General features: G+C 72.3%; 11 protein-coding genes. 8 read left to right on the forward strand and 3 right to left on the reverse strand.

Features of this window, described 5'->3' with window-relative positions; translation table 11 throughout:
- Window positions 1-45: 45 nt before the first annotated feature.
- Genes I5071_RS41785 through I5071_RS41800 form a run of 4 tightly spaced genes read left to right on the forward strand, consistent with a single transcriptional unit; the run spans window position 46 to window position 2,595 of the window.
- Window positions 46-1,008, forward strand: a complete 963-nt coding sequence (locus I5071_RS41785) for a LysR family transcriptional regulator (protein ID WP_236518984.1) — start codon at window positions 46-48, stop codon at window positions 1,006-1,008.
- Window positions 1,001-1,603 (forward strand): DUF924 family protein, encoded by a 603-nt coding sequence (locus tag I5071_RS41790; RefSeq protein ID WP_236518985.1) that lies wholly within the window; start codon window positions 1,001-1,003, stop codon window positions 1,601-1,603. Before I5071_RS41785 ends, I5071_RS41790 begins: the two co-directional genes overlap by 8 nt.
- A 54-nt stretch (window positions 1,604-1,657) precedes the next feature.
- Window positions 1,658-2,119 (forward strand): hypothetical protein, encoded by a 462-nt coding sequence (locus I5071_RS41795; RefSeq protein ID WP_236518986.1) that lies wholly within the window; start codon window positions 1,658-1,660, stop codon window positions 2,117-2,119.
- 29 nt (window positions 2,120-2,148) lie between these two features.
- The gene (locus I5071_RS41800) at window positions 2,149-2,595 is read left to right on the forward strand and encodes a GreA/GreB family elongation factor (protein ID WP_236518987.1); all 447 of its coding nucleotides are present in this window, start codon (window positions 2,149-2,151) and stop codon (window positions 2,593-2,595) included.
- Here the strand turns inward: I5071_RS41800 and I5071_RS41805 are convergent, their stop codons facing one another.
- Window positions 2,596-2,877: a hypothetical protein gene (locus I5071_RS41805; RefSeq protein WP_236518988.1), complete on the reverse strand. Its 282-nt coding sequence runs from the start codon at window positions 2,875-2,877 to the stop codon at window positions 2,596-2,598.
- On the opposite strand from I5071_RS41805, the gene I5071_RS41810 reads away from it, so the two are divergent.
- Window positions 2,868-3,830: a hypothetical protein gene (locus I5071_RS41810; protein WP_236518989.1), complete on the forward strand. Its 963-nt coding sequence runs from the start codon at window positions 2,868-2,870 to the stop codon at window positions 3,828-3,830. The genes I5071_RS41805 and I5071_RS41810 overlap by 10 nt on opposite strands.
- 4 nt (window positions 3,831-3,834) lie before the next feature.
- On the opposite strand, the gene I5071_RS41815 is transcribed toward I5071_RS41810, so the two are convergent.
- On the reverse strand, window positions 3,835-4,800 hold the full coding sequence (locus tag I5071_RS41815) for a DUF1206 domain-containing protein (RefSeq protein WP_236518990.1): 966 nt from the start codon (window positions 4,798-4,800) through the stop codon (window positions 3,835-3,837).
- 159 nt (window positions 4,801-4,959) lie between these two features.
- Between I5071_RS41815 and I5071_RS41820 the strand changes: the two genes are divergently transcribed.
- Both I5071_RS41820 and I5071_RS41825 read left to right on the forward strand, forming a co-directional pair.
- Window positions 4,960-6,693, forward strand: coding sequence for a serine/threonine-protein kinase (locus I5071_RS41820; RefSeq protein WP_236518991.1), 1,734 nt, complete (start codon window positions 4,960-4,962; stop codon window positions 6,691-6,693).
- A 68-nt stretch (window positions 6,694-6,761) separates the two neighbouring features.
- Window positions 6,762-9,317 (forward strand): PAS domain-containing sensor histidine kinase, encoded by a 2,556-nt coding sequence (locus tag I5071_RS41825; protein ID WP_236518992.1) that lies wholly within the window; start codon window positions 6,762-6,764, stop codon window positions 9,315-9,317.
- Between the two features lie 290 nt (window positions 9,318-9,607).
- Here I5071_RS41825 and I5071_RS41830 read toward each other — a convergent pair whose 3' ends face one another.
- Window positions 9,608-10,879: an MFS transporter gene (locus tag I5071_RS41830; RefSeq protein ID WP_236518993.1), complete on the reverse strand. Its 1,272-nt coding sequence runs from the start codon at window positions 10,877-10,879 to the stop codon at window positions 9,608-9,610.
- A 302-nt stretch (window positions 10,880-11,181) separates the two neighbouring features.
- Here I5071_RS41830 and I5071_RS41835 point away from each other — a divergent pair, with 302 nt between their 5' ends.
- Window positions 11,182-12,837, forward strand: coding sequence for a peptidoglycan recognition protein (locus I5071_RS41835; RefSeq protein WP_236518994.1), 1,656 nt, complete (start codon window positions 11,182-11,184; stop codon window positions 12,835-12,837).
- Window positions 12,838-12,844: the final 7 nt, after the last annotated feature.

Below are 12,844 nucleotides of genomic sequence, written 5' to 3' on the forward strand. Positions count from 1 at the left end.
CGGCGCATTCAGTGTTCTCCCCAGGAGAACAATCGAGGAGGCCGCGTGTCGTTCGATCTCGATCGTCTGTCCTCGCTCGCGCTCTTCGCGCGGGTGGTGCAGCTCCGCTCGTTCACCGCGGCCGCGGAGCAGTCGGGCATCGCGAAGTCCGCGGTCAGCGCGCGCATCTCGGAGCTCGAGCGGCGGCTCGGGGTGCAGCTCCTGCGGCGCTCCACGCGCAAGCTCGCGCTCACCGACGAGGGCGTGCGCTTCTACGAGCACTGCGCGCGCGTGCTCGAGTCCGCCGACGCGGCCGAGGCATCGGTCGCCGCGGCGAGCGCGGACCTACGAGGCACGCTGCGGGTGAGCGCGCCGATCGCGTTCGCGCAGATGCACCTCGCGGGCGTGCTCTCGGACTTCCTCGCGAGGCATCCCGAGCTCGAGATCGAGCTGAGCGCGGACGATCGCTTCGTCGACGTGGTCGAGGGCGGCTTCGACGTGGTGGTGCGGATCGGACGCCTCGAGCCGAGCGGGCTCGTCGCGCGCCGCCTCGCGTCGGATCGGCTCGTGGTGTGCGGCTCGCCCGCGTACCTCGCGCGCGTCGGCACCCCCGAGTCGCCCGCCGATCTCGTGCACCACAACTGCCTGCACTACGCGCTGGTGTCGCAGCGCGGCGAGTGGCGCTTCCGCGGCGACGACGGCAGCGCGCTGACGATCCCGGTGCGCGGCAACCTCACGACGACCTCGGGCAGCGTGCTGCGCGAGGCCGCGATCGCCGGGCTCGGGCTCGCGGTGCTGCCGTCGTTCATGGTCGCGCGCGACGTCGCGGAGGGTCGTCTCGAGCTCGTGCTCGAGGGACGTCGTCGTGCCGAGATCGGCGTGTTCGCGATCACCGCGGGACGGCAGCTCCCGGCGCGCACCCGAGCGCTGGTCGAGCACCTGGCGCGCGCGTTCGCCGACGCGCCGTGGGCCGTCGATCGAGGGCGGGCGCGAGCGCGCGGCGTCGGCAAGACTCGCTCGCATGGATGAGCGTGCGCGAGAGGTCCTCGACTTCTGGTTCGCGCCGGAGCAGGAGCGCCGGTGGTTCGACGCCGGACCGGAATTCGATCGCGAGGTGCAGGCCCGCTTCGGGGCGCTGGTCGAGTCGGCGATCCGCGGGGAGCTCGACGCGTGGGCGCGCTCGCCACACGAGCGGCTCGCGCTGGTGGTCCTGCTCGATCAGCTCGCGCGCAACGTGCACCGCGGTGACGCGCGCATGTACGCGGGGGATCGCAAGGCGCAGGAGCTCGCGCTCGACGCGTTCGAGCGAGGGATCGATCGCGAGCTCGCGTGGATCGAGCGCGTGTTCCTCTCGATGCCGCTGATGCACTCGGAGGACCTCGCGCTGCACGAGCGGCTCGTGGAGATCCTCCGGGTGCTCGACGCCGAGTGCCCGAGCGATCAGCGCGAGATGCAGGCGGCGCACGCGGGGCAGGGCGCGAAGTACTTCGAGGTGATCCGGCGCTTCGGGCGCTTCCCGCACCGCAATCCGATCCTCGGTCGCGCGTCGACGCCCGAAGAAGAAACGCTGGTGCGCGAGTGGGCGGCGCACGGATGGGTGCCCGTCGAGCCGAAGCGAGGCTAGAACCAGCGTCAGTCGATGGACGGGCGCGCCGACGGGGCGCGCCTCGGAGGACGAATGGAAGACGAGCGCACGCCGACGTTGTGGAAGGGCGACGGCTGGACGGCGAAGGTGATCAAGAACGAGGACGACGACGGCTGGGCCGTCGCGATGACCTGCGACGGTCAGAGCGAGCCCGCGCTCGTCGGGCCGTGGACGATGGGCCGCGACAAGAAGAACCCGAAGCCGCTCGACGCGAACGCGTTCGCGACGCTGGTGAAGACGGCGAGCGAGGTGCTGATGCGCCACGAGCAGCAGCGCCGCGCGCTCCTGCACCGCAGCGTGCGCGCGGCGGGGCCCGACGGCGAGATGAGGCGGGTCGACCTCGACATCGTGCCCGACGAGGACGATCCCCACGCGTTCCTGACGGTGTTCGGCGACGCGGACGAGGTCCTGTCGAAGAAGCGCGTGGCCCCGACGTTCAAGCTGACGGCCGAGAGCGCGCGCAAGTGGCTCGTGGAGATCGCGGCCGAGGTGTGATCGCGGGGGCGCGGCCTCATGATCGAACGATGTCGAAGGCCTTCCTGCCCGAGGACACCGCGGTCGACACCGGGCCCGTGCTCCCGCCGCGCCCCGCGACGCCGCTGCCGATCACGCCCGACGGCCATCGCCGGCTGCTCGAGGAGCGCGCTGCGCTGACGCCCGGGGACGAGGCGACGAAGACGCGCGCGCTGCTGCTCGATCGCATCCTCGCGAGCGTCGACGTGGTGCCCGCCGCGCTGCTCGACGGCGGCGCGGGGTTCGGGTGCGCGATCGACGTGCGCGACGAGCGCGGCGCGCGTCGCACCTACGTGCTGGTGGGGCCGGACGAGGTCGATCCCGCCGCGGGGCGCATCACCGCGGAGTCGCCGATCGGGCGGCGTCTGCTGCGCGCGAAGGCGGGCGACGTGATCGAGCTCGAGCGCGCCGGGAAGAGCGAGGAGCTCGAGGTGATCGCGGTGCGCGTCGGCGGGTGATCACGCCTTCCGCAGTCGCTGCACCGTCATGCCGCGGTGGGGCGCGAGCTCGTCCACCCCGAGGCCGTGGGCGCGCGCCCGTTCCGCGACCCACGTGGGATCGAGGCGCAGCTCGTGATGGCTGCCGACGCGCATCGTGGTGCGTCCGCCCGCGTGCTCGTGCAGCACGTCCCACACCCGCTGGTCCGTCTCGTCGATCGGCGCGCGCCGGCAATGCCTCCCCCGCCCGGGAGGCGCGAGCGGGCACGTCGTCGCGATATGCTCGACCTCGCGTGCGTGCATCGCTGTGGTCGGCGTGCGTCGTGCTGGCGCTGGGCTGTGGCCCGAGCGAGGCGGACACCCGCCTGCTCGTGGTCGTCGCGAGCGACCTCGGGGCGCCTCCGATCACACGGTTGATCGCGCGCACCCTCGACGCCGAGGACGAGCCGATCGATCGAGCGGTGATCGCGGTCGGCGCGGACGCAGGCGGGCATGCGTTGCCGCTCTCGTTCGTCGTCGTGCCGCGCGACCCCGACGTGCCGGTGCGCATCGAGGTCGAGGCGACCGATGCGGACGGCGCGAGCCTCGTGCTGCGCCGCGTGCGCGCGACCGTGCCGCGCGGGACCACCCGCGTGGTGCACGTGCTGCTCGAGGGCTGCTGCAGCGCTCGGGGCTGCGACGGCGGTCTCACGTGCGTCGGCGGGGACTGCGTGCCGGAGGACGTCGAGGCGCTGCCGCTCACCGACGACGCGCGGGGCGCCGAGCTCGCGTTCGACGCGTCGTTCCCCACGTGCGAGCAGAGCGACGGGGGCTCCGACGGCGGCACCCCGATGGACGCGACGACGCCGATCGATGCGCGTCCCACCCCGACCTGCCCGGGCGAGACGTGCACCTGCGCGAGCACCTGTCAGTGCGAGGATCGCGGGACCTGCACCTGGACCGGCGACACCGGCACGCTCGAGTGCGGTCAGGAGTCGCGCTGCACCGCGGACGCCGGCGACTCGACCGCGGTGCGCTGCAATCGCTCGACGCTCTGCACGATCACGCTCGGCCAGAGCAGCAACACGCACTGCGATCGCGCCACCTGCGTGATCGAGGTGGGCTCGAGCTCGAACGTGACCTGCGCCGATCGCTCCACCTGCACCATCACCTGCCGCGACACGTGCAACGTCGACTGTCGCGGCGCGACGCACTGCAGCCTGCGCTGCGGTGACGCCGCAGCGAACGACGTCACCGACACCGCGCAGTGCCCGTGAGCGCTCACGCGCGCGTCGGGATTCGCCGGTAGCGCGCCTCGACCATCTGGAACACGCCGTACGCGACGAGCCCCACCGCGACGACGATCAGCAGGATCGCGCCGTACGGCTGCTGCGCGATGTCGCGCAGCGCGCCGCCCAGGCCCTCCGCCTCGCCGGGCCGTGCATTGAGCCCGGCCTCGACGATCCCCGCGCCGACGATCACGAGCACCACGCCGCGCGCGAAGAGCCCGATGCGACCGGCGCGGATCGACCAGCGCCGCTCGGTCGGCGTCATCTGCGTGATCTTGAGATGACGCGTGAAGTCGATCGTCCACGCCCGGTAGATCTCGTAGAGCGCGAACAAGATCACCGCCGCACCCGCGGCCACGACCAGCACCGGGCCCGCGTCCCACGAGAGCACCTCGCCGACCCACGACTCGGAGCCACCCTCGCGCGGAGCCCGTCCCGCGAACGCCATCTGCAACGCCGCCACACCGAGCGCTGCGTGCAGGACACCGCTGACGCCCCAGCCGATGCGCTTCGCGACGCCCTTTCCTCCCTCGAGCGCAGCGCGCTCGGGGTCGAGGATCGCCTGCACGAGACGCCAGGCCGCGTACGCGAAGAGGCCGATGCCGACGATGGTCAAGAGCACTTGACCAAACGGCTGCTCGCCGATCGTGCGCACCGCGGTCTCCGGACCGCCGATCTCTCCGGCGCCGCTGCCGGCGCCCGTCACCGCCAGGATCGCGAGGACCCCGATCAGCACGTAGACGACGCCTTTGGTCAGGTAGCCCGTACGCGCCATCGGCTCGACCCAGCCGCGGCGCGCGACGGCCCCTCGCGCGTCGGTATGCGTGATCGCCATACTGGTTTTCTGCCTCGCGGACTGATCGCCGCGAAGTCTCCTCCTGCGCCGATGGAGAGCACGCGGCGTTCCGCTCACGCCGCGGCGCGGCATCGCGCTCGCCGGTGCGTCGCGAAAGGTCACGATCGGCCTCGCGGCCGTCGCATCTCGCCACGATCTCGCGATCGAAGAAATGCGCGGCCGTGATGCACCGTCTCCATTCGCATCGACACGCTGCTACAACACGGCCGGGGACTCTCGCGTATGCAGCGGACCGAAGAGCCTCGTTCCGATGAGGAACGTGTGACTCCTGCCGACGCGCAGGACGCAGACGGCGCGCGATCGCGCGAAGCGCTCGCGCCGACGCTCGCCGCGCCCACGCCGACGCCGGCCTCGGTCTCGCGTCCGAGCACCGCGCCCGACGACACGCTCCCGCCGGGGGAGATCCTCGGCGCGCGGTATCGCATCGTCGAGCTCGTCGGGCGCGGCGGGCAGGGCGACGTCTATCGCGCGGACGATCTCGAGGTCGAGGGACACGTCGTCGCGCTCAAGCTGATGCACCACGCGGCGCGCAGCGACGAGGAGAAGGCGAGCGCGATGCGCGAGCTGCGCATGCTCGCGGCGGTGAGCCACCCGACGATCGTGCAGTTCAAGGACTCGGGCTGGTACGGCGCGCGGCTGTGGTTCGTGATGCCGTGGCTCGAGGGGCGCACGCTCGAGCAGGCGGGTCGCATCTCGCGCGCCGAGGCGCGCCGCGTGTTCGAGAGCGTCGCGGCGGGTGTCGCGGCGCTGCACGCGAAGGGGATGCGCCACCAGGACATCAAGCCGAGCAACATCTTCCTCGCGCGCATCGACGGGTTCGACGACGCGATGCCGGTGCTGCTCGATCTCGGCGTCGCGGCGCGCGGTGACGACGCGCCGATCGCGGGCTCGCCCGACTACTTCGCGCCCGAGGTCGCGGCGATGTGGCCGACCGGCGGCGACGCGGTGATCGGCCCCGAGGCGGACGTGTACGCGATCGCGCTCGCGCTGCGGAACTCGCTCGACCCCGACACCGCGCCGACGCTCGATGCGTTCTCGCGCGAGTCGCTCGATCAGCGCGCGAAGGAGCCGGTGGCGCCTCCCTCGACGCGCGAGCTCGCGTACCTCGAGCCGAGCTTCGAGCGCTGGCTCGCGATCGAGCCCGAGCGTCGACCCACCGCGGCCACGCTGATGCGCGAGCTCGCGGTGCTCACCGCGCCCGAGGATCGCGCCGCGGAGCGCGCGCGCACGATCCGCCGGATCGCGCCGTGGGCCGTGGGCCTCGTGCTGACGATCGGATGGTTCGCGTGGTGGGGCCACGGCGAGCTGCTCGCGCACGAGAAGGCCGCGGCGCGCGCGGCCGAGGACGAGCGCGAGGCCGAGCTGCGGGCGCACCGTGCGTCGGAGGAAGCGGAGCTCGCGCGCGACGCGGCGCGCGACGCGCTCGAGCGCGCCGCATCGAGCGAAGAAGAAGCGGACGATCGCGAGCGCCAGGCGCGTGCCGCGATGGCGCGGGTGCGCGCCGCGCAGCGCGCGCTCGATCGCGCGCAGGGTGATCGTGCGCGGCTCGGCGACGCGATCGAGGAGATGCAGCGCGCGCTCACCGGGGCGGAGGCGGCGCGCGAGCAGGAGCGACGCGCGCGCGAGACCGAGCGCGCGGAGTCGGAGCGTGCGCTGCGTGCGGCGCGCGAGGGCTTCGAGCGAGAGCGCCGCGAGCTCACCGATCAGCGCGATCGCGCGCTGGTCGCGATCACCGAGAGCGAGGTGCGCGGCCGGACGCTCGAGCAGCGCACCCAGCAGGCCGAGGCGCTCGCGGCGCAGGCCCAGATGCGCGCGCAGCAGGCCGAGGCGCGCGCGAGCGAGCTCGAAGGACGGCTCGAAGATCTCGAGGCGCGCCTTCGTCGCGCCGAGCGCGCGGCTGCAGGCGCAGGCGGTGGCGGCACCGAGCCCCCGGGCGAAGCGATGCAGGCGCCGACCGATCTCGGAGCAGAGCCCACGCTCGATCTCCCGCGCTGATCGAGATCGGTCGCGCCGGGGGGTCTATCGACACCGACGACCCCCATGCGCGACACTGGATCTCGACTGTGGGTACAGGGGCTCACGACGCGAACGATGCCGATGCGCGAGGTGATCCCTCTCGCGAGGAGCGCAGCGCGCGTCGCGCACGCCTGCTCGTGATCACCGGCGCGGCGCTCGCGGTGTTCATCGCGGGCGAGGTCGCGCTCCTGCCCTACACGTTCCCGCTGCACGCGTTCGTCGACGTCGCGTGGACGCTCGCGGCGCTCTACACGACGCACCGCGCGGTGCGCACCGCCCGCAGCAAGCGGCGCTCGCACGAGGCACGACCGTGGTGGTGGTTCGCCGCGGGCACCGGCGCGTGGTTCGCCGGCATGCTGGTGTGGGACTGGTACGAGCTCGTCCAGCGCGTCGTCACGCCGTTCCCCACGCTCGCCGAGATCGGCTTCCTCGCGACCCCGATCTGCTGGGCCGCGGGGCTCTTCTCGATGCGCGGCGCCGCGCCCAGCGAGCACTTCACGTGGAAGCAGGTCGGCGAGCTCGGCGTGGTGCTCGCGACGCTCACGATCACGAGCGTGCTCGTGCTCTACGCGCCCGCCGCAGATCACGATGCGCCGCCGCTCTTCCTCGCGACCGCGCTCGCCTATCCGGTGCTGCACCTCGGCGCGTTCGTGTTCGGTCTGATCGGGCTCTCGCGCCAGCCGAGCGGCGTGCGCCGGCGCATCTACGCGCTGCTGCTCGCGGCGGTCGCGATGCTCTGCGGCGTCACCACGTTCTACTCGGTCTCGCTGCTGACGCGCAGCTACGAGGCGGGCGACGCGCTCGACGTGTTCTGGCTCGGCGCGTTCGCGTGCGTGGTGTGGGCCGCGTCGGAGGACGAGTGGCGCACGCTCGGCGAGGAGCGCGTCGACGAGCGGGTGCGCCCCGGTGATCTCGCGGTGGTGCCCTTCGCGGTGCTCGCGATCGCGCTCTCGATCGGGCTCTTCCGCGATCGGTGGAGGCCGGAGCTCGCGCCGGTCTACATGATCGGCGGCGTGTGCTTCGCGATCGCGATCGCGATGCGCGAGTGGGGCGCGCACCGCATCGAGCGTGCGCTGCGCGACGACGCGCGCGGTGAAGGGGAGCGTCACCGCCGCCTGGTCGACAGCGCGCCGCTCGGGATCGGTCGTGTCGATGCGGCGGGGCGCGTGGTGGAGTCGAACGCGCGCTTCGACGCGCTGCTCGGCGAGCGCAGCCGCTTGCTCGGCAGCAGCGACTGGGAGGGCATCGGGATCGCGCCGCTGGTGCGGCGCGCGCTCGAGACGCGATCGCGCGTGGTGACCGACACGCCGCTCTTGCTCGGCGGCGCATCGCTGCGGGTCTCGGTGTCGCCCGACGACGACGGAGAGCGCGGCGCGCTCGTGCTCATCGAGGACATGACCGAGTCCCAGCGCCTGCAGAGCGAGCTCCTGCAGTCGCAGAAGATGCAGGCGGTCGGCACGCTCGCGGGCGGCATCGCGCACGACTTCAACAACCTGCTCTCGGGGATGATCGCGAGCGTCACGCTGCTCAAGCGCCGCGCGACCGGCAACGACGCGTCGCTGCTCGATCACATGGAGCAGTCGATGTGGCGCGCGGCCGAGCTCACGCAGCGCCTGCTCGCGCTCTCGCGCCGTCGCGATCCGGTGCGCACGCTGGTCGACGTGGGCGCGGTGATCGAGCGCGTGGTCGCGCTGCTCTCGCGCAGCGTCGACGAGACCATCGCGGTGCGCGTGCAGCTGCCCTCGACGCGCGTGACGTTCCACGGCGACGGCGGACAGCTCGAGCAGGCGCTGCTGAACCTCGGCATCAACGCGCGCGACGCGATGCGCCCGCGCGGCGGCGACCTCGTGTACGCGCTCGCCATCGAGCAGAGCGGCGAGAGCCGCGTCGCGGTGATCCGCGTGACCGACAGCGGCGCGGGCATCCCGGTCGAGCTGCGGGAGCGCATCTTCGAGCCGTTCTTCACGACGAAGGAGCCCGGCGAGGGCACGGGGCTCGGGCTCGCGATGGTGTACGCGTTCGTGCAGGACCACGCGGGCAGCGTGGAGCTCGACTCCGAGGTGGGCCGCGGCACGACGTTCACGCTGCGCCTGCCCGCCACCGAAGGCGGCGTGATCGCGACCGAGGTCGAGCGTCCGCGCGAGCTCCCGCGTGGCCGCGAGACGATCCTCGCGGTCGACGATCGCGAGGCCGCGCTCTTCGCGCTCGACACGATCCTCGCCGAGCTCGGCTACACCGTCGCGACCGCGGCGAACGGCGTCGAGGCGCTGGCGGAGATCGAGCGACGACGCGGCCTGATCGATCTCGTGATCACCGACGCGATGATGCGCCGCATGGGCGGCCGCGATCTCCTCACCGCGATGCGGCGCCGCGGCATCGATATCGAAGTGATCCTCGCGACCGGCCACGACGCCGAGGCCCACCGAGGGACCGAAGGCTTCGCGGCAGTGCTGCGCAAGCCGTTCGATCCGGAGGAGACGGCGCGCGTCGTGCGCGAAGTGCTCGACGGCCGCAGGCGCGGCGAGCGCCTGCAGGTCCACAGCGAGCACGAGGTGACGAAGACCGAGATCGACGCCGCCGACGACCAAGCCGGCACCGGCTGACGCGGGCGGGGGCGAGGGCGAGGGCGGGGGCGAGGGCGGGTGCGAGGGCGAGGGCGGGTGCGAGGGCGAGGGCGGGTGCGAGGGCGAGGGCGAGTGCGGTCGGCACTCCGCCGCCGTCGTGCGACGGGGGCTCGCAGAGGCCGACCACAGGATGTTCGGAGCATCGCGGCAGAGCGCGAAGCGCGCGCCGCGATGCGACCACCGCTTCCCAACTCTCACTGCCTCTCGTACAGCAGCCCGGGAGCACACAGGGCGGCGGACCCACCACCCCGCGCCTCTCGCCGACCCGTTCACCGCTCCACGAAATCCAGCTCTTTCCCGTACGTCTCTTCGATCGCCAGCAGCGAGATCATCGAGACTGCGATCACCACCACACCCACGATCAGCGCCGCCGTCGGCTCCCCCACGCCCGCGCCTCCGAACACGTCGCGCAGCGCCAGGTACACCAGCGACACCGGCACCACCGAGCCGCGCACGAAGTTCGGCGCCGTCGTCGCCGCGGTCGCGCGCAGGTTCGTCCCGAACTGCTCCGCCGCGACCGTCACGAACACCGCCCAGTACCCGTTCGCGATCCCGACGATGAAGCACCCGAGATAGAACAGGTCCGTCGACCGCGATCCCAACGTGAAGTAGTACGCGAGCGCGACCACGTTCAGCCCGCAGAACACGAAGAGCGCGCGCTTGCGGCTCCGCATCAGCTGGCTCGCGAAGCCGCTCGCGAAGTCGCCGAGCGCGAGCCCGAGGTAACACCAGAAGAGGCCCCACGCGGGATCGGGCACCCGCTCCATCCCCATCGCGCGCCCGATCGAGTCGCCGAACATCACGAGGATCGCGATCGCGTACCAGATCGGCACGCCGACGAGCACGATGCCGACGTAGCGCCGCGCGCGATCACGGCTCGTGAAGAGCGCGAGGAAGTTCCCGCGCGACACGTCGCTCTTCGCCTTGATGCGCGCGAACATCCCCGACTCGAACACGCCGACGCGCAGCGCGAGCAGCGCGAGCCCCAGCACACCGCCGATCCAGTACGCGACGTACCAGGTCGCGATCTTCGACACGCCGACCGCGAGCAGCGCGCCGCAGATGCCCACGCCCGCGATGATCGTCGTCGCCCAGCCGCGCGTCTTCGCGGGCAAGAGCTCGGTCACCAGCGTCACGCCGGCGCCGAGCTCGCCCGCGAGCCCGATGCCCGCGACGAAGCGCAGGATCGCGTAGGTCGTCACGTCGGTCACGAACCCGTTCGCGATGTTGGCGACCGAGTACATGAGGATCGATCCGAAGAGCACCGACAGACGACCGCGCTTGTCGCCGATCACGCCCCACACGACGCCGCCGATCAGCATCCCCGCCATCTGCACGTCGAGCAGCAGGTGACCGACGTTCGCGAGCTCGGCCTCGGGCACGCCGATCGCCTGGAGGCTCGGCCTCCGCACCACGCCGAAGAGGATCAGGTCGTAGATGTCGACCAGATAACCGAGCGCGGCGACGACCACCGCGAGCTTCGCGCTGCGCGACATCGCCTGGTCGTCGAGCGTGCCGGAGATCGAGACGGGAGCGGACATGAGACCGCAACGTCTCAAAGCGACGCCGCGAACGCAACGCTCGTCGCGGTGGGGACCGGCGTCCCCGCAGCCCGGAACGCGAGGCCTCGGCGCGACTGCTGCCTCGAGTGAGCACTGTCCAGAACGCGGACGACGTGGCCGCTCCGGATAGCCGAGATCGTGCCGGACGGTCGCGCTCCTGCTGCCCGAAAAGCGAGCAGCGACGCGCACCTACACCTCGTTCGGCGCGGCACGACGGGTGCAAAAGCACACGCCGGAAAGCGGCTCGCTCGGGACGCGCGACCCGCTCGCCAGGAGGCGTCATGGACCGTTCGTTCTCCCGCGCGCTGCGCGGGCTCGCCCTCGTCTGCTCTCTGCTCTTCGCCACCACCGCGTGCGAGCAGCCAGCCGCGCACGACGAGGAGTCCGCCGACGACTACCCCGAGCTCGCGTTCGGGCACGACGAGATCATGGAGACGTGGTCGCTCGAGGGCGATCACTACGTCTCGCCGCAGCTCGATGCGCCGCTCGGCGCGACGCGCGTCGGCGTGATGCTCTCGACGATCGACGCCGCCTCCGAGATGCCCGAGCTCGAGGCGCGCGTCGCCGGCGAGGGCGAGTGGGTCGCGATCCAGAACACGTGGAGCGAAGAGGGCGTCCACGTCGGCACCGCCGATCTCCCGGGCGGCGGCACCGCGGTGCAGGTGCGCATCGAGGCCTCGCTCGTCGACGCGATCGCGAGCATCGCGTTCAACGCGGTCGTGCCCGCGGATCCGAACGTCACGCCCGACGACGAGCTCGGCCCCGAGGACGAGGCGCTCCCGCTCGTCGGCGACGAGCCCGCGGTCGGTCTCGCGACCGAGGATCTGCGCAGCGACCTCGCCGGCATCGGCGTCCGCTCGCGCGCGCAGTGGGGCGCACGCCGTGGTCGCTGCAGCGGTCGCGACGGCCGTCGTTATCGCTTCGCGATCCACCACACCGTCTCGCCGCAGACCGGCAACGTCGCGGCGATGGTGCGCGGCTTCCAGCGCTACCACATGGACAGCAACGGCTGGTGCGACATCGGGTACCACTTCCTGATCGGTCGCGACGGCACGATCTACGAGGGTCGTCCGCTCGAGCAGCTCGGCGCCCACGTCGGCGGCAACAACAGCGGCAACATCGGCATCGCGTTCGTCGGCTGCTTCGATGGCGTGTGCCCGCGCAGCTACGGCTCGCGCACGCCGAGCGACGCTGCGGTGCGCGCGGCGGGCCGCCTGATCCACAAGCTCTCGCGCATCTACGGCATCTCGGTCACCTCGCGGAACGTGCTCGGTCATCGCCAGCACAGCGGACAGACCACGTCGTGCCCGGGCTCGCAGCTCCTCGCGCGTCTCGACACGATCCGCTCGCTCGCGCGCTCCGGTGGTGGTGGCTCGTCGGGCGGCGACACGCGCCCGCCTCCGCTCACCACGCCGTCGACGGTCGCGGTGCGCTGGTCGCGCGGCTCGGATCGCACGTACACGTTCACCTCGACCGCGCCCGCGGCGGTGGTGCGCGTCGACTACTACGTCGACGGCTGGCGCATCGGCACCGTGCGCCGCAGCGCGAGCAGTGATCTGCGCATCCGCTATCGCTTCAGCAGCGAGACCCGCAACCGTCGCTTCGAGGCGCGCGGCTACAACTCGAGCGGTGCGATCGTCGCGCGCGCGTACGGCCTCATCGAGCCGGTGCCGGCGACCGCGGTCTCGATCCGACAGACCGGTCACGCGACCTACGAGTTCGGCGTCGAGCGTGCGCCGAGCGGCGTGCGCAGCATCGAGGTGCGCGTCGACGACGGCTTCCTCCTGCGCGACAGCGTGAGCGGCAACACGCGCAGCACGCGCCTCGCGGTGCGCTACCAGTTCCTCGGCCTCCGCACGCGGCCCTTCGAGATCCGCATGCTGGACGCCGGTGGTCGTGTGGTCCGCACCGAGCGTCGCACCTTCACGCTTCGTTGATCGCGAT

Origin of the sequence: Sandaracinus amylolyticus (genome assembly GCF_021631985.1) — a bacterium.
Taxonomy (GTDB): domain Bacteria; phylum Myxococcota_A; class Polyangia; order Polyangiales; family Sandaracinaceae; genus Sandaracinus; species Sandaracinus amylolyticus_A.